Source organism: Shewanella sp. UCD-KL12 (assembly GCF_001957125.1).
Classification (GTDB): Bacteria; Pseudomonadota; Gammaproteobacteria; order Enterobacterales; family Shewanellaceae; genus Shewanella.
In genome coordinates this window covers 254,150-272,934 of sequence record NZ_MPHJ01000003.1, presented here as the reverse complement: position 1 = coordinate 272,934, position 18,785 = coordinate 254,150, and the positions used below count along the sequence as shown (strand labels likewise).

General features: G+C 41.3%; 13 protein-coding genes. 4 read left to right on the top strand and 9 right to left on the bottom strand.

Annotation, left to right across the window (positions count from 1 at the left end; translation table 11 throughout):
• Genes BM736_RS08940 through pssD form a run of 4 tightly spaced genes read right to left on the bottom strand, consistent with a single transcriptional unit; the run spans position 1 to position 3,293 of the window.
• Positions 1-1,341 (bottom strand): O-antigen ligase family protein, encoded by a 1,341-nt coding sequence (locus BM736_RS08940; RefSeq protein WP_076411029.1) that lies wholly within the window; start codon positions 1,339-1,341, stop codon positions 1-3.
• A 21-nt stretch (positions 1,342-1,362) separates the two neighbouring features.
• Entirely contained in the window at positions 1,363-2,316 is a 954-nt protein-coding gene (locus tag BM736_RS08935; RefSeq protein ID WP_076411027.1) for a Wzz/FepE/Etk N-terminal domain-containing protein, read from the bottom strand.
• A 45-nt stretch (positions 2,317-2,361) separates the two neighbouring features.
• The gene (gene pssE, locus BM736_RS08930) at positions 2,362-2,814 is read right to left on the bottom strand and encodes a PssE/Cps14G family polysaccharide biosynthesis glycosyltransferase (RefSeq protein WP_076411025.1); all 453 of its coding nucleotides are present in this window, start codon (positions 2,812-2,814) and stop codon (positions 2,362-2,364) included.
• On the bottom strand, positions 2,811-3,293 hold the full coding sequence (gene pssD / locus BM736_RS08925) for a PssD/Cps14F family polysaccharide biosynthesis glycosyltransferase (RefSeq protein ID WP_076411023.1): 483 nt from the start codon (positions 3,291-3,293) through the stop codon (positions 2,811-2,813). The genes pssE and pssD overlap by 4 nt, the downstream gene beginning before the upstream one ends.
• Before the next feature lie 513 nt (positions 3,294-3,806).
• Here pssD and BM736_RS08920 point away from each other — a divergent pair.
• The 3 genes from BM736_RS08920 to BM736_RS08910 are packed head-to-tail and all read left to right on the top strand — an operon-like array spanning position 3,807 to position 6,731.
• On the top strand, positions 3,807-4,664 hold the full coding sequence (locus BM736_RS08920; RefSeq protein WP_076411022.1) for a glycosyltransferase: 858 nt from the start codon (positions 3,807-3,809) through the stop codon (positions 4,662-4,664).
• A gap of 34 nt (positions 4,665-4,698) precedes the next feature.
• On the top strand, positions 4,699-5,853 hold the full coding sequence (locus BM736_RS08915; RefSeq protein ID WP_076411019.1) for a polysaccharide pyruvyl transferase family protein: 1,155 nt from the start codon (positions 4,699-4,701) through the stop codon (positions 5,851-5,853).
• Entirely contained in the window at positions 5,850-6,731 is an 882-nt protein-coding gene (locus BM736_RS08910; RefSeq protein WP_076411017.1) for a glycosyltransferase, read from the top strand. The genes BM736_RS08915 and BM736_RS08910 overlap by 4 nt, the downstream gene beginning before the upstream one ends.
• Before the next feature lie 13 nt (positions 6,732-6,744).
• Here the strand turns inward: BM736_RS08910 and BM736_RS08905 are convergent, their stop codons facing one another.
• On the bottom strand, positions 6,745-7,791 hold the full coding sequence (locus BM736_RS08905) for a nitroreductase family protein (protein ID WP_256717765.1): 1,047 nt from the start codon (positions 7,789-7,791) through the stop codon (positions 6,745-6,747).
• Positions 7,792-8,010: 219 nt separating this feature from the next.
• Positions 8,011-9,303: a flippase gene (locus BM736_RS08900; RefSeq protein ID WP_179079028.1), complete on the bottom strand. Its 1,293-nt coding sequence runs from the start codon at positions 9,301-9,303 to the stop codon at positions 8,011-8,013.
• Between the two features lie 563 nt (positions 9,304-9,866).
• Here BM736_RS08900 and BM736_RS08895 point away from each other — a divergent pair.
• Positions 9,867-11,519 (top strand): phosphoethanolamine transferase, encoded by a 1,653-nt coding sequence (locus BM736_RS08895; protein WP_143562366.1) that lies wholly within the window; start codon positions 9,867-9,869, stop codon positions 11,517-11,519.
• 61 nt (positions 11,520-11,580) lie between these two features.
• Here the strand turns inward: BM736_RS08895 and BM736_RS08890 are convergent, their stop codons facing one another.
• The 3 genes from BM736_RS08890 to BM736_RS08880 form a co-directional block, all read right to left on the bottom strand.
• On the bottom strand, positions 11,581-12,951 hold the full coding sequence (locus BM736_RS08890) for a glycerophosphodiester phosphodiesterase family protein (protein ID WP_076411009.1): 1,371 nt from the start codon (positions 12,949-12,951) through the stop codon (positions 11,581-11,583).
• 690 nt (positions 12,952-13,641) lie between these two features.
• Positions 13,642-15,060, bottom strand: coding sequence for a hypothetical protein (locus BM736_RS08885; RefSeq protein ID WP_076411007.1), 1,419 nt, complete (start codon positions 15,058-15,060; stop codon positions 13,642-13,644).
• 1,428 nt (positions 15,061-16,488) lie between these two features.
• A complete protein-coding gene (locus BM736_RS08880; RefSeq protein ID WP_076411005.1) occupies positions 16,489-18,768 on the bottom strand; it encodes a secretin N-terminal domain-containing protein in 2,280 nt (759 codons plus the stop codon).
• Between the last annotated feature and the right edge of the window lie 17 nt (positions 18,769-18,785).

Here is an 18,785-nt window from a genome sequence, read left to right as displayed (position 1 = left end):
TCATAACTGACAATTGTGCGGGCCTTGGCCTTCAGATTGCACCTTTTTGTTGCTCGCATTCTTCTTAATAAAATCCATTTTTTCATACCACAGCAAGCTATTAATCACGCCAACTGCAATACCTAAAGTACCTGAAATCCAAATGTGTCCACTAAAGCCTGATAACATAAACAGCAAGCCATTTACCAAAAATATGCCCGGAGCATGCACACTATTTACTCGCAGTGTTAGCTTTCCAGCTAACCCAAGCAAAAATGAATAGAAAGCTAAACAGATGGATAAGCCAATAAAACCAAACCAAATTAATAGGTCAACGAAATCAACCTCTGCAGATCCCTTACCACCAGAATGCTTTAAGCCGATGCCTATACCTTGCCCGAAAAGTTGTTCAATAACTGTGCTCTGGTACATATATATGTGCATCAATTCCTTGATAAACACATCCCTGCTTGACCAGATAATCCCCATAATCCCAAACTTTCCATAAAGAAATTGAAAGCGTCCAAGTAGGCCAATAGAGTCAAGGATCTCTAGCACACTAATAAACAGTGCTACTAGTACCACCACCAGAGGGATAATTAGCTTTGCTTTAAATTTAGTAAAGCGATACAGGTTTTGTCTTTCATTAACTATTGGAACCATAAAGACTAAAATAATAGCCGCTAACATGGTCGTTTTAGTCGCGACAATGAGTCCACAAATAACAGTTAAAGCAGATAGCATTAAATACACAAAACGTGGTCTATCATTCCACACCTTATGCAGGGCGTAACCAAAAACAACAAGGAAAGCCGCACCTAGCTCGTTGCCCGCATAAATAAAGCCAGTTGAGCCTGCAGAGTTTCCTCCACCTGTGCTATATGTTATTTGTCCCATGCCCATACCAGCAAATAGGAAGTTCAAGCACAAGGAGAAAAAACAAACCCAAAGGATTCTTTGCGCCCAACGGTAAGACCATTCTGCTGACTCTATGCTCATAATATAAAAGTAGATAAAAATCGTGATAGGCATCAGTAGCTTGATCACATAACCGAAATCGAAAAAAAACATTCCGGGGTTTAACACTTTTATATATGACAAAACAGGTGCGATCATCAAGACAACGATCACTCCGAGAATTGCCAACATCAGCTTAAATCGATAGCGGCCAATTAATAACAACAATATGCCAAACAGAGGCGTTTTATAGATCAGAGAAAACTTCAGATCTAAGCCAAATGTCATTAAAGAAAAGCCAGAAATCATATCCGATAGCAGGTACCCCGCCATCAACCACATCACTACGTGATGTAGCAGAACAATAAACTTATCATTTCGCGCTTTAATCAGCTCACTTTGCATTTTGTATTCTGCAACTAACGATTAATCATGAGACTTGAAAACTAAAACAGGTCGAATAGCGCAATAAAATAACCCTAGAATACAGGACAATACAAAACCTAGTACGAAACCGATTATGCATAACAAGGCTCTAGAAGGTGCACTCTTCTGTTCAGGTACAACAATAGGAGCAATGGTCTCAAATAAAACTTCATCACTCACTTCATTAAGAATTGTAGTCTTTGTTTGCTCGGCGATAAGTTGGTAAAACACTGTTCTTAGCTCAGAAAGTTGAGCATTTTCAGCCTGCTTTGTTAGAAATGCGATGCTTTTTTGAGTCTGTTCATGCTCTCTTTCTTTCCAGTAAGCATTCAGATCTTCTACTAACCAACCAAGCCATAAAGCCGCAAGTTCAGGCGAGTAATACTCAAGATCAATCTTAATAAAACCTTTCTTAGATTGTTCCGTCACAGTGATCATGCTGCTTAATGCTGCATAGGCTTCCCAAGCGGTGGGAACAACATTGAAACCTGGAGGCGCTCCTCGTACCCACTTTTGATTAGCTTCATCATACAGTTCAGGTATGATATTTAACTTTCTACTCACAGGGTCCCAGCTTTCAGCCGCCAATAGCGGTACATATAAGTCACGCTTCTCGATAAATGCCTGCAAGAAAGCTCGAGAGCGCATAAACTCCAACGCAGCAGCTGTTTTATCTGCTCCGCCCCCGCCTAAGTTAATGCCAGCCATACTGGCTAATCCGCCAAATTGACCAGCGATTTGAGAGAGTCCGCCAGCATCGTCTGCACTTTTGGGTAAATAGATTGCGGACGCCCTGTACACATTAGGTAAACTCAGAGCATAGTTAACTGTGATCATTGAAACTAAGGCTGTAAAAATTATGATGAACCATTTAGTACGCCACAACATGGCAAACATAGCTCTAAAAGAGACCACTTCTGTATTTGAATTCAGTTGTTCAATTTCACTAGACATCAATATTACCTAAGTTATTAATATAGCTAAAAATTAAATATAGCTTTAATCAATCAGTTTTAATCTTTCTGCAATTTCATTTGCAGCAAAAAATGGCTCACTGCAGTAAGGTTTGGCTTCAAATTTCGACACATTATTCAGCAACGCCTCTAGTGTCGATAAATTTCGGCAAACTTGTGCAAACTCACTAGTTTCGACAAATCGTAATAGATCTTCTTGATGAGTATCTACCCTATCAATATTGGCTATCACTATGGTTGGTTTACCCATCTCTAATAAAGTAAAAACACTACCGGCGCCGGCATGAGTAATCACCACATCAGCGTTTTCATAATGAGTTTGAATATTTGAAGAGTAGCTAAAGTGCTCACCCGTTTTTGGAATATAGCTACCGTCTGACATCTGAGAGACAAAATGCCATTCAGTGCGACTTATTTCATCAATCTGCTTAAAAAGAGAGTCAAAGCGAGTATGGCCAACAGTAACAAAAATATTCATAACCGCCCTGCATATTCAGCTTTCGGGAATACTTTACTCATACTACGATTTTGTACATAAAAGCTGTGAGACACTCTGTACATTACGTGTCCAGTCAACGACCCTGTAAAGAACCTCGACCAAGACTCAATATAAACAACATGTTTGCCTAACAGTCTGAAGAAAATTGAGGGTAAAACGGCCATACCTGGTCCCGTTGATACAATACCCGATATATTAAACTGTTTAGTCAAACGAAAGCATTGAACTAAACTCACGCTAGCCGCATAACAAAGTTTAAAAGGAGAGCCCCACTTAGCAAACTTATCTCTCGGTTCAGGGCACTCTAAATGCTTTAGCGAACCTAACTTATCGGGCACATCTGCAATCGAGACAAACTTCATATCAGGAGAAGCTTTCCTTAGCTGGATCAATAAACGGCGCATTTGCTCTTGATGACCGCCACGACCATAAATCACCAAAATTACTTTTTCGGACATACTGACTACTGTACCTATCTCTCGATATTGAAAGTGCACCAGAGCGCAAAAATAAACACGACATTGTAATGTAAACCCCCAAACTTAACCACCACCCCTATAGGTAAAAGGCGAGTAAAACAGCTATTTCTAGCTAAAAAGGCATTTCATGGTTATTTTTGTATAAGCATTAATCGCAAAAATACACATCCATAACAAATTCACTCATATTTTATCGACAGATTTTGTGAGAAATGAGAGGAAACCAACAAAAACAAGTGTATACACACCCGCCCAACTTGACACTCGCATATATAGCACCGTCAAGTTTTTACATCGGTTACAATTAGGTGAAGGTTTTTATAGAAAGCAATTTTTGAAAAGATTCACAGCAAGGTTTTAAAGCTACAATATCAAACTACTCAACAAAAGAAATTCTAATGAAACAGTAAACCTGTTAGTCTATGCCTCAGAAATATTGGCCTCCATCTATGCAGCTATCGAAAGGTTGATTAGCATTCTCGGTAAATCAAAATGTTCAGTATCATCATCCCCGCGTACAACGAATCTAAAGTTATAATACCAACACTTGAATCTATTCTATTCGATGAATTTATCTGTAACTCCGAGATCTTAGTCGTTACTAATGCTTGCTATGACAATACAGTAGAGGTAGTTGAAAACTATAAAATTGATAACAGATCACGATTAGAAACACGTGAAGTTGTACTGACAATCATAGATACCCCAGTAGCATCTAAAACAAATGCCATCAATTTAGGCATTGAACACTCAAGCTATCAAGCTAGAGTGTTGTTAGATGCCGATATCTTGATTAGCGGTAAAGACCTTCACACGCTACACAGTAAGATGCTGCAAAATAATGCATTGGTCGCTTCGCCTAAAGTGGCCTTTAACTATCAACGCAGTAACTTTTGGGTAAGTCACTACTACCGAGTAGCCTCTCAATCAAACTACAACCGTTTCCTACGCATCTCCAATGTAATTGCACTATCTTCTGAAGCAATTGCGCGATTAGGAAAGTTACCTAAGATTATTGCTGATGACGACTACATCAGGCGTCAATTTATTCAATCAGAAAAACTGGTTGTAGATGAATGTCAGTTTGAGTTTGTCTGTCCATTGAATGTAACTAGTCTCTTAAAAGCACTCACTCGGGTAAAAATCGGCAACCTACAACTCGCAAAAATTGCATATCTAAAAGATCAATCTTCAGTACCTTTAATCAATCATGGTGATAGTAATAAACCTGGCTTACTGTCGCTAACCATTTTTAGCAGCATTAAATTGATAGTGTTACTACGCGCCAAATGGCAATTGATAACCGGAAACATACCTGTATGGGAACGTGACGAGTCTAGTCGAACTTGAGCAGCTTCCCTGACAAACAATGAGTTAATGAGTAATGAAAAAACAACCAACAACAATTGAAATCTGCGGCATTGGTTTTCCCAATAAGGGCGCGGAGCTGATGCTAATAGCTATCAAGCAATATATGCAACAACACGCTATTCGCTGGTGTATGACGCCTAAGAATGACTATCATTACCGCGCTCAATATCAGTTGTGGCAAAAGTCGTATATTGATCGTTTTGGTTTTAACTTTGCTCAACCTTTAGCAATGTTGCCATGGAAATTTAGGCGCTTCTTTGGACTACTCAATGAATCACAGGTTGATATAGTTTTCGACGCATCCGGTTTTGCCTATGGCGATCAATGGGGACTAAAAAACACGCAGCGTCTGGCTAAGAATGTTGAGAAATGGCACAAACAGGGCAAAAAAATAGTCCTCTTTCCACAAGCTTTCGGTCCTTTTGAGCTGACTGGCCATGGGCAATTGGTTAAAGATATCTGTAGTAAGGTAGATCTAATATTCGCCAGAGATCCAGACTCTTATTCCTATCTGATTAACAAAACGGACAAAGGCAATGTGTTCTTGTCTCCGGATTTTACGCCATTAGTCACAACAGAAGTCTATAAAACTAGTCTCGCCTACAGAGACTATGTATGTGTTATTCCGAATAATAAAATGCTCACTAAGGGCGATAAGACTGAGCAATCTCATTATTTAGAGTTTATCGTCAATCAGGTCGACACCGCTTTATCAATTACCGATAAAGTAGTACTACTAAGTCACGATGGCCACAGAGATAGCGCCTTAATTGAGAGTATTCAGGCCAAGATAAGCCAGCCTGTGCAGTGCTTATATATTGAATCTGCCACCGAATTAAAATCCGTCATCGCCAGTGCAAAAGTAGTCATCAGCTCTAGATTTCATGGCTTAGTAAGCGCCCTATCGAATGGGATCCCTATAATAGCGACTGGCTGGAGCCATAAGTATCGCCACCTGCTTAGCGACTATAATGCACAGGCTCAGCTATACAAAAGCCAAGATAAAGACACTGCAGCTGAACACTTAACTAAGCTTCTCAATGATGAACAGTTTTACTATGACACGGCTAAAGTATTAAGCGATAAAGGCCAAGACCATAAGCAGAAAGTTGAACAGATGTGGGCAAAAATTGAAGACTTAATCCAACTAGAAGACTCAACTCTGTGAATACAGTAACAACACAACCTTTGGTTAGCGTCTATATGCCAACCAAAAACCGTAAAGAATTACTTGAAGTCGCTATTAATTCAGTATTCTCACAAGACTATCCCAATATAGAGCTCGTCATAGTTGACGACGGTTCGTCAGATGGTACCCAAGCGTGGCTCGAGAAGCTCGCACAGCAGCATCAAAATGTTAAGGTGTTTCGATTTGAAGAAAGTCTAGGGGCTTGCGCCGCAAGAAACTGGGCAATAACACATGCATCTGGTGAATTTGTGACAGGCTTAGATGATGATGACCTCTTCCTACCAAATAGAATTTCCTCACTAGTTAATGGTTACAGTGATGACTATGCTTTTATTTGTAGCAGTTGTATTTGGGACTTTGGCAAGCGCCAGCGTATCATTGACAGTATCGACTGCACCATCAATCTAGAACAGCAGCTCAGTTACAATGAAGCGACTAATCAGATCTTAGTTAAACGCGAACGTGTGCTCGCGATAGGTGGTTTTGATACTAGCTTTGTTTCATGTCAGGACTATGACCTCTGGACCCGACTGATTATTGAATATGGTGAAGCTCGTCGTATAAATATCCCCAGCTATATTATCAACGACAATGGCTCGTCAGAACGCATGATCCACAGCTCAAATGGCACCGTCGGTTATACCCAGTTTAACAACAAACATAAACACCTAATGACCAAAGCCAATCTAGCAAATCAAAGGTTTATGCAAATAAGAAGACTAAGAAAGCCATTAACAATCTTAGAAGTTTTAAAACAGCTAGGTTCTGGACATATGAAAAGTAAACTAAGGTACTTTCTCTCATCAAATTTCAAATTCGTACGTCGACTGCATCAGAAGATATACAGAAAAAATTAATCTACACGGGCTTTTACTCAATATCTTTGCGCAAAACGGTTACCGTTTTTTTCTGTGAGTAAGGGATCATACCACTGTCTTTGGCGTAGCCAACGGCGATAAGCATAACGGGCCTTTGATGCGCCTCAAGTTTAAGCAGTTTAGCCATTTTCTGCTCAGGTACCTCAATATCTGGCCAATTAATGGGGCAAGTGCTTAAACCTAAGGTCTCTAGGGCCAGCATCAACTGCATTGATGCAAGGGCACCATCTAAATAGATCACATGACGATCTCGCTCTAAGGCATAAGCGCTTAAGTCCCCCACAACCACTAAGGTACAAGGAATATTATCAGCAAATCCCACAGTGCCTCCGGCCAGTTTAGCCACTTTAGTCGCCATACTTTGTTCATTAGCGACGTAAAACTGAAACGGCTGGCGGTTACACGCACTGGGCGCTAATGAAGCTGTCTCTATTGCCTGATTAAGCAGTTTGTCAGGTACTGACTCAGAGGTAAACCAGCGAACTGAGCGTCGTTGCTGGCAAAGGCCATGAAATTGCTCTGCAGTAACCTCACTGCTTTGTAACTCATGCTTTTGATATGGTATTTTAATTGCTTCAGTCACATCCGAGCCACTATCTGCGTCCCCGAACCTCGCTGAGTACTTCGACTTGGCAGCTTCAAAACTTAATTGGGCTTGAGTCACTATCACTGTTTGCTCAACCGTCTCGAAGTAATGATGTAAGACATCATGCGCCCAGTTTAACTCATCTGTACATAGCTGCTCGCATTCAATGCACTGGTTAAAGCAAGCAACCGTTTCAACAATATAATCTTGAGCGAAAACCGCACGACGAGGCGACATACTCAACCCCTTCTCTATCCTGTGGGTATTACGCCTTAAAAGCGCGCTTGACTGTTGCCCGATGCCTTGCTGCTGATCATAGGCATTGCGACCCGCTAATACCGCTCGTTGTTCTCGGCCAAATTGGCTATTAAAACAGCTGTAGAACCAAGAAGCTCTAGCGCGTAAAAACTTATTGCTAAAACATCGACTCATGGCTAAATCAAATTTCGCCATATTGTGTCTGATCACGGTTTTAAAATTAGATGGAAGGATTGCACGGGCAAGACTTTTCATGGGTAACAAATATTCAGAAATATTGAGCGAAATCTTACGCCAATCATAACCAAAATACCACTGCAACACAGCAATATGACAGTAGAGTTAAGCTAGAGAGAGTAACTAAATACAATCGAAACTCAATTTACTGACAGGCATTATTGTTAAGGCATTAAATCAAAGAGGTGACTGCTTAACATGATAAACATACCGTAACGGTGCGAGTAGCGCCTTAGTCATCACAAAAGCCATAGGACGGGTCTGAACAAAGCAAAAAAGTACGATGTAAGAAGCGACTGCATAAGATACCAAAGTTGCCCATGCTGCACCTATCGCGCCCCATTGAGGGATTAACCAAAGGTTTAAAATAATATTAATCACAGCGCCACTGGCATGGGTCAATAATGAATACTTTGGAATATCTTCAATCAAGATCCACTTACTAAACAGCGCCCGCATAAAAATGAACACACTGGCCCAAATATGTATTTGCAATATCATAATAACACTGCTGTACTGCTCGCCAAACAGCCAAGGAACAAGAGGCGGAGCAATCAATGTCATCACCACTGCAATAATCACAGCCCCCCAGCATAAATAAGTACATAAGGATTGTAATTGGTTTTTATAGCACTTAGCCTTCGCTTTTGACCGGATCAAAGCAGGGTAAAACGAAGCGACAATAATACCAGGAACTAGATACCAGACTTCAGATAAACGACTGGCTAAACTATAAAAGGCAACCGCCTCATTGGAGTCCATATTACCCAGCATCACTTGATCTATTTTCAGATAAATTACAGCAGCAATACTCGATAAAATAAGCCAGACACATCGGCATAAATAATGCCTAGCTTGAGTAGAACACCATGTTAAATGTCTAACCCTTTGATGGTATAGCTGATAAACAATAAACCACATAACACCGAGCACTAGCCACTCGATAGCAGTAATGAGTAGAATACTAGTAATCCCCATACCGTTAACCACAAAAAACAGCTTTATCAACATAAAGCTAAGACCAACACAGGTCCTAATTACTGCTGATACTTTAGATTGAACTTTGGCCTCGAAATAATAATCGAATACGCCAAAAGCATGGGTGAGCTGGGCCAGTAATAAAACCCAAAATAGTGATTGTAGCTCTATAGGCACTAACCAGAGCGCCAACACAGCATAAACAAGGCCCCCAAGCATTGCCCCGATTAAACGCAGCAATATAGCCGTACCTAATATCTTATCTGTATCACCTTCCCTAAGCACAAGCTCTTTACTAACCAAAGAGTTCAGACCTAAGTTTGAAAAAGGCAATAAGAGTCCGATTAACGCCAGTATGTATTGATACTGCCCCAGCTCAGATACAGTCCAGTAGCGGGTCAAAAAGATTGTAAAGATAAAACCACTACCGAGCAGCAGCCCCTTTTCTATAAGTAGCCAACTGGCGTTCTTTAATGCGTTAGATTGCTGCACTTTTTTTATAAGAGTGTGTAAGAAGCTGAGAGGCATAAATATCTAGATTGGCAATTATCAGACTCGATTGTAAACCTTAGCTAGATAAAAACCAAATGCTTACCTAACTTGGGCTCTGCAGCTTTTAGCCCAGAAAAGGGAAAACAAAATCAATAAATATCAGACAAAAAAAAGCCCCTGATATCAGAGGCGATTCATGAAATTGCTAATAAGTTACTTCCATTTCAACTTATTTTACTCGCTATTGGATGAGCGATATGTTCAGCTTTTGTAGGCTTAATTGTGTATATAGGTATGAAAGCCAAGGCTATAAAAGCAGAAATCATTATAGAACACAAAACAAACAATGTTAACCGCCATATGCAAACTTTTACACCAGATTGCGGGGCGCTATGACCGAAAATAGCCTTGTGCACTAATTTGAGTAAGATATACTCCCTCAGAGAAAAAATACCTGAGCCCAGCAGTACTCATCTCAAAATAAAAAACGGGCACAGTGCCTGTAACTGCAACTGCATTGATAATCCTTGTTAGTTTTTAACTCAAGTGAGCGCCCTACCTTTATGAAAAACAAAGTCCTCTTCAGCCTCATTACACTGTGTTTTTCTAGTCTATTTTTCTTTTCACTGTTCAGCTTTAGCTTTGTTTCTATTATTGGCGCATTAGTTAAAGCAGTCATCAGCGGACTGACGCTTTTAATCATCATGTCGGTAATAAACAATAGAAAATCAAGGTATCTATTAGCAGCAGCTTTCAGTGTCAATTTCGCCATTTTGTTTTACGTAGCACTCATGTATGGCCGTTTTACATCGGGTATGTTCGCATCAGTATTAGAGTCCAATAACCAAGAAGCATTGGCACACCTTGCCAGCTTGGATGGCACACTGGTGTTTATCACATCAGCCATGAGTCTCTTGTTATTTGTTTTCACAATTAAAATAGAAAACAATACAAAAGTAGATAACAAGACAAAATTAATGCCTTACATGATGCTCTTGTGTCTATGTATTGCGGTTGTCGCAGCCACAGAGGTAAAGTCACACGGTATTAAAGGGACCAGAATTTCAGAGTCAAGCTACCGAGCCGATGGCGAAGAGCTAATCATCAACCTGTTTTCAGCTAACGCCAACACCCTGATGCTTGCCTCTCTTTATGAATACCGCTCACTCAATGCCTTGGAAACAACCCAAGCAGAGAGCCGTTGGTCAGGCATCAAACGATTAACCCCAGCAAAAGATATTTATGTGGTGATTATTGGTGAATCCGCCAACCGAGATAGATTTAAGCTGTATGGTTATCATAGAGATACCAGCGATGCCTTAGCTGATACAGATCATATCACCTTAGTCACAGATCCACTTTCGGCTTCGGTGGTAACCCGCACCTCAATCCCTAGAAGCTTCTACGTTAATGATGTAGATACTATAGATCATGGCTTGAACATTATTGACCTAGCCAAACAATCTGGCTCAAAAACATATTGGATATCCAACCAAGGGGTTGTTGGCAATCACGATACACCGATCACTGCTATTGCCAAGCATACCGATACACAAAAGTTCTTAAACTCAAACTATGAACTCGCCCGGAGCGACATGGTATTTACTAAAGAGCTAGCGCTAATCCTTAAAGAGACTCATTTAGATGACAGTAACATTCTGAACGGTGCTCATGCTAACGAGCAACAAACTAAGCAAATCAGTAGCAAGTTGGTATTTTTGCACACTATGGGCTCACACAATGACTTTTGCGACCGTATAGAGGGGATGCCATTAAGGCTAGAACCTAAAGAGCTTGATACAGCAGAGGAGTGCTACGACAACAGCATTCTCAATACCTACCATTTAATCACTGAACTAAAAACACAGCTCGATGATTCAAACTTAAGTTATAAGATGCTCTACTTCTCTGATCACGGGTTAGTAGAAATTAAACGCTCACCTTACTTAAGTCATGGCAGTGGCAAGCTCTTCTCAAGGCAGGCATTAGAGGTCCCGCTACTGTTTATCTCCCAAAAGCCCTTAATGTCAGCGGAGCAAAAAGCGATCACTGCGCGCTATTACCTCTCTGACTTCCCACACACCTTTGCCGACTGGCTTGGGGTCACTGCGGACCAAATCGATTTCAGGCGCTCTGTGATCAACCCTAAGTTCGATCCAAACCTGCAACCAGGGAAAGTATTCGATGACAGCTTTAGGGTTCAACTGATTGATTAATAAGTAGCTATAAGCTGTTAGCTGTAAGCTGTTAGCTTTAAGCTGCAAGTTCTAAACTAGTTTATGGCTGAGTGAATAATACTTGTTTATCGACGCTGAAATAATCACTGTATATGGCCGATGCGGTAATGCCGATGTTAGCCCTTATATAGTCGATATCATCCTTTGAGGTGTACACCAAAGATACTATCCCCTGTTTATTGAGCGCCACGGCGTTAGCATAGGCAAGCTTGTCTGCGGGGCTCACACCTCTATAGGTCACCATCATGATCTCATTCCTAACCAGATAGTTGACCAGATCTCGATTTTGCATATGCGCATTCAGCGCCGTATTGATAACACCATGTCGCTTAGCCCGTCGACATTGCACTAAGCTAAAGCATTCGACTATCAAGCGCTCAGTAAAATCAAACTTATCGATAATCTGGCCATAGTCACGGGTTTTATCAGTCACTAGAATAAGGTCGGTATACTGCTTAAAAAGTTGATTTAATTGAAGCAAGTCTACAGGCTTGACGCTACTCTTCTCTCTGAGTTTTACAAACTCATCAAAAGATAATGGCTTAGCATCGTGTAGACCTCTATCGGTAATGCCTTGATATGCTAAAATCCCTTTAACTCTCGGCCAGTCATGACCCCCTATCAATACACCGTCGGACGTCGAAATAAAGTCAATCTCAATCAGTTTCTTACCATCACGTATCGAATGCTCTACTGCGCCCATTGAGTTGGTGTACTTGTCGAACAGATAACTCGCGTCATCAGCCAACTGCACCCCGCCACCTGCATGAGCAATAATAGCGTAGGCATCACCAAATTGGGTATCACCCAGCCTAGACAACACATACTCACTGCTAGCTTCAGCTGAAACACCTAGCCTGTCACTAATCTTCTCATTTGCGTCCACGTAAGTGTTTAGATCAGAAGTCGAATAGGGATCTAAATGGGGAGTCGAATAGCGAGTAAGGTTATCAAGTGTATTTCTGACTAAAACAAAGCTATAGCGATATAGGCTCACCGAACTAGCAAAAGAGATACACGCTAAGATTAGCAGCAAAAGATGGCTTAACTTGAGCTTAGTGCTAGAGCTAGTGCTGAGCTTAAGCCTATCAGTTAACCACCCGGTATGCCTATCAAGCCTCCCATCCATCACATAAGTGATAAATAGTTGCGAGCCAACAAGGATTAAAAAAAAGGTACTAGCGACTATCAACCAATCAAACAGTGACAAAGCTTGCAGCAAACCGGTAGAGAAGTAGAGCTCCTCAAAATCGATATAAGCCGCAAAGTCGCCTTTTAACTGAATCACAACCAACTGCATCAGTAAGAACAGGGCCACTAGCCCAGTTAGCAGGCGTTTTAGTACCAGAGGCTTACTAAAGCTCACCAATGTGAAGGCAAGCAAGGAGAAGAGTGCGATTTTTAACAGCATAGAAAATGAATCACCAGGCTAAGTTAATGGTTAATAGGCTTCATAACATCAAGAGTCATTCTCGCATAAATAGACATAAAAGAGAGATAAAGAGAGATAAAGAGAGATAAATAAGTAAAACGAATCACCTTTATTACCACAGCTTTATAGCAGAAAATCACATTGGCTACTATCATCTCCCCCAACTTGTTACGATTGCTATCCACAACTTAATATGCTCGATTACTGCTAGAAGTCGTAATGGTAATGCTGAAAAAGAGTTTGACACCATTAGCAATTGTATCAAGTTATGAGTAAAAAGCCGAAACTGCTAGTTAACAAACATAAAGCTCTAGTACTTGGCACTTTCTTTATAAAAGACTTGGGGAGCAACCGAGTCGAACAATGCAAAAGTAAAAAAATAGTGAGAGTAACCAGGTTGACTAGCTGGAGCTTTATTTTTGAAGTGCAGTGTTTTTTCTGACGTGATGCTTTACAAAAAGCTAAGCCGAAAAGTTAAGCTAAGCTGTTAGCGTTTTAAGCTATGAGATACAGGAATGAGACACAGAGTCTTAACCAAAGCGTAAAAGCTGTTCTGCGCTAATGCTCTTTAACAATTAAAAACAACAAGCATAAAAAAGGTGAGCCTAAGCTCACCTTTTTATCTAACTATTCAAGATAGTCGGATATAAAACTCTATTAAAGGGTTACTTAGAAAGCAGCACCGTTAGAAGAGTTAGTTACAAAGCCACGGTCAGATGCGTTAGCATTGTAACCAGTGTGTAACTGTACAGTTGAAGAAGCGATGTCTGCGTTACCACGGAATTTAACAGCTAAAGATACTTTACCTTTAGTGAAACCTTCAGCAGCAAGACCATTCTTGATACCAGTAGCTAGTTTAGTTACTGAAGAAGCAGTAGCAGTAGCAACAACACCTAGGTCGTATGAAGTACCAGCTTCGTCAGTAGCGATTACGCTAACTTCAACATCAGATGCTGAAAGGTTTTGTGCGTAGATAACCTGAGATAGACCTTCACCGTAAGGCATGTAAGGAACGTTTACAGTCTCAGAACCAGTTACAGTCCACTGACCAGCATTTAGTGCACCAGCAGCAAGGACAGTAGCACCGTTAGCAGCGATAGCAGCATTGTAAGTAGTTGCAACCATAGTTGGAGCAGAAGCACCAGTCTTTGGAGCAATAGTGATAGTATCATCAGCTACTGTAGCGCCAGTTGGGTAAGTTACAGTGAAAGTAACATCACCAGCGTTATCAGCAGTAGTGATTACACCACCTGCAGCAGAAGCGTAAGTGTACTTAGCAACATCAACAGTAGCTAGAGTTGAAAGAATTGTTGCGATTGGAGCAACAGAATCAGCAGCAGCAGTTAGATCGTTAATACCGTCATCTGCACCAAGTAGTGCTGTAGTAGGCATAGTCTTAGGATCTGAGTAATCGAAAGAGAAAGTATCTTCAGTACCTGATACGAATACTTTCGATGCACCAGCTGTTGAATCATCAATTACAGCATTGAACTTCTTAGTTACAGCGGCTGTGCCAAACTGTGTGATGCTAGCAGCGAAGATTTCAGCGTTAGCTACAGTAGTGTCAGTATCGTGGTTAGACGCACCGTTGTTAGTTGTAGAAGCTGCTGTGATTGTAAGTGGAGCATCTAGAAGAAGAGCACGAGTGAATACTAGGCCGTTCTTAGTGTTGTCAGAAAGATCAGCAGTTGTTGATTTTTCTTGTGCTAGAGTGAAAGTAGAACCACTATTAGCAAGACCAGAAACTACACGGTAAACAACAGTAGTTGCAGTAGTAGAAACTTTATCGAACTGAGCAGTGTCAACCATAACTGTTGTAGGGAACACTGACTTAGAGTCGTAAGCACCACCAAAAGTAAGCTCTAGCTCATCACCAACGATGTAAGCAGCGCCAAATGTGTAAGAAACAACAGGACCAGCCTGAAGGTCAGTAGATGCAAGCTGTGCAGCACCTTCAGTAGAGTAAACAACTGCATTTTCGTTCATAGTAGGTGTAGTTGCATCATCTGGTGCAAATGTACCAGCAGTAGCAGTACCAGTTACTGCAACTGCAGCAGCTACTAAAGACATTTTAAAAAACTTGTTCATACCATCTCCAATTTCATGAAATTCGGAATTGCCCTACTCCTAATATGGAGTATTTATAAAAGGACGCATCCTAAGTTAAATTTAACGTTAGATGAGACCCTAACGCTAACTTTTAAATTTAGTTGTAACTAAGTTGTCGACTTTCACTTGCTAGCTTCTAGTAACTAGCAACTACTTTCTTGCAACTATAAAGCTATCAACTGATTTGCCACACTTCCTTATGGGCAACTTGCTTATGGCGCTTTATACGAGGAAAACTCAATATAAAGGACACATAACGTCGACATAAAGAAGCACCAATACAGATGTATTAGTGCAGCTAGATTTTTAAACCTAGACATTAATACTATCTTTTATTTAGCTTTTCAAGCGCTAACATTAAAATTGGCACTGAGATTGTCACTAATGAGCAATATCTGTGCGAGCGGTTAACATTAAACATTTTCAAAGCGTAAATGTATTGACATCTAACAAGCTTTTGACGCTTTTTCGGTTCCTAATTCAATTAGGCATACCAAAGCAAGAAAGCTGATAAAAGTCTGACACTTAATCTAATAACGACTAGTAATTATCAAATTAACTTAATCGCAACTAACTTAAAGTCTGAATGCTATTACCAAATACGATTCCTGTACAAGAAATAACATTTCAGCATTAGCAGTTTCATCCGACCTCAATTCTAGTGATTATATTAACTGTGTCAACAAGAAACATAGACCACATGCACTGAAAGCGAACAAAAAAAACACAAACGCGAGTTTGTAAATACCAAATTAAGCTTAAATCTAAAAAAACGAGCTTGTTTTGGGTTTCGAGCTTCGAGCTTCGAACTTCAAGCTTCGTACTTCGCGGATAAAAATAGCCACTGCTATACATATGCTTAGTATTTTAATGGCTTTAACCTTTAACAGAAAGGGGAAAGCCACTAATCACTCATAAAGAGGCTTACATTGTGCCTTATCTCACAGATTGGGTAATACTTAGCAAACATTTCCAAATAACTATTGATAAAGAGAAACAATTAGCCAACCCACTTTCAACAAACCAAGGAAAATGTAACGGCTAGGGCTTCGAGTTGCGAGCAACAAGCCAACACTCAAAGCTGGATGCTGAAACAAGCTCAGCATGACACTTTTGGTTAGTTCAGTATGACGCTTTTATTTAGTTCAGTATGTCAGTGTAGGTAGAACTTGATGGGTTTGTCATTCCGTAAAGTGAGGCACGAACTTGTACGGAATCTAAAGCTGTATGCTTGTTAGTTGTTATAAACTAGCAGCTAACATAGGTTACGAGCAACCCTGCTTCAGAATATTCTAAGCACAAAAAAGCCAACCTAATGGTTGGCTAATTTTCATCTGTTTTTACTCTTGACCTACGGTTTATAACTTACCGCTGATAGCTATTAGTTTACAACTCAAACCTGACCGCTTATAGCTGCTCGTCGACCGGTTGCTGTAGATCGATATTGTTCAGTGCTCGCTGGAAGTCATTAAGTATGCTGTTCCATTGACTTGAACGCTCAACAATTTTTGGCGTTACCATGATCACTAGCTCGGTTTTAGTATTACTCTTGCCCTCAGATTCAAACAGGGCACCGATTAGCGGAATTGATTTAAGCCAAGGCACACCAGTATTAGAGTTTGAGCTATCTTCACTGATCAAGCCACCGAGTAAGATAGTTTGCCCAGAATCTGCGACAACTTCGGTTTTGATGGAGCGTTCGAAGAATATCGGGTTATCGCCCTTACCGACCTGGCCAGCTAGCTGATTGGAGATATCTTGATTGATCTCCATAATGACTACCCCTTGTGCATTGACCGTCGGCATAACGGTTAGCTTAATACCGGTCTCTCGGTAACTGATGTTTTCGGTAACCACTTCTCCACTGCCACTTGATGAGCTACCGCTGCTAACGGGGATTTTATCACCCACATTGATGCTAGCCTCAGTACCATCTCGCACGAGTAGTGAGGGCTTTGAGAGAATATTGACTTGGGAGTTCTCATCGATAAAGTTAGCAATCACTTCATTGCCACCACTCTTCCAGCCGAGACTGATACCGCCGATATCTTTAAGCCCCATGGCTCCTTTGGTTGATGCACTGAAATTGCCGCTGCTGAGCGCAAACTCAAAGCCTCGCTTAAACTCACCGGTGAGTTTAACTTCGGCAATGGTGACATTCAACAAGACCTGCTTAGGCAGTATGTCCATACGGCGCACCAGGGGCAGTATTGCCTGATATTCACGGCCCGATGAGTGGAATATCAAGCTGTTCGATCGCTCATCGACCACAAGGGTCATATTTTCATTACTACTGACACTGCTTGCAGGCTTACTGGGGTTATTCGCAATTACACCTGAGTCTTGGCCATCTTTACTGGTATCTAATCGATTCTCCTTTTTCTTGCCCGTAGAACTGACTCCACTGATCAACGGCGCGATACTCTCACCAAGATCAGAGGCTCTGGCAAACCTTGGGGTATAGATATGATACTGACGCTCGGTGCCCATGGAAGGTTTATCTATTTTCTGCACCCAATATTCGACCCTATTTAATAGGTCACGCTCTGCCGAAAATACCGTCACCGCACCTAGCTGTGGCAAGGGCACAAATAGCACACTACCACTGGTTCTTCCCTGCTCAGCAACATCAATCCCTTCGGTTTTCAGAAGATGCGTAATGGAGGTAACAAACTCTTTAACCGATAGGTAAGTAGGGGAGATAAGCGAGATATACTTGCCTCGATTAGCGGGGACATCGAGCAACTGGATCAGTTCGAGGCCACGTACAATCTGCTCCCGCTCACCTTGAATAAATAGCACCCCCTGATCAAAGTCAACACTGATCTGAGCTTCTATTAAGCTACCTAAAGTACGCTGCACATTACCGCGCACGCCATATTTAAGTGGTGTTACCTGTAAGATGGTGCCAGCACTTTGAGGCACTGAGGCTACATCACGGCCAAAGCCCATCACCATGGCAGATTTCTGCCCTTTAGGCACTTGGTAGATATAGTAGATACCATCGGCAAAACGTATGCCCACCCCCTGCTGCATAAGTACCTGCTGGGTCATCTCAAATAATCGACGGGGGCTGATCTTATTACTGACATTCAGCGTCATCTTGTCATTAGGCACATCTTTACCTATGACATAATCAATAGCTAACTGCTCACCAAAAACGTAATTGAGAAATGACTTCATGCTCATATCATCAACGGCTACCGACAGTGATTTTACATCACTGAACTGCTGGCCAGCTTGATTGTTACTGACATTGACCTCATCTCTTGGCAAGGCACTGAGTTTTTGAATATCTGTGCCTTTCTTTTTATCCTCCTCCAACAACTCAGCGACTGAGCTGGCAGCGCCGTCAGCCGACTCTTGGTTATTAGATTGGCCACCCTTAGCGGTTTCTCCAGAGCTAGTATCTTTTGTAGCACTACTAGCTCCATCAGATTCAAGGTAGGAGGGAGTCACCTTATACTGCTCACCCGCTGCTGGGATGCTTGATGTCGCTTCGAGCCCAGTGACTGAATCGGATGTCATAGCACAGTTACTCAAAGAGAGCGTCAGCGCTAACGCTATGCCAGAGCGGGTAAAAATCTTGCTAGCTAATGCGGGCTCAGATGCAGGAGCAGGTCCTGAAACAAGTGCTGAACCTGTATTTATGTTACTGCTGTTTATCATGTTATCTACTTTCATCATTTTAATTCTTTTCATCT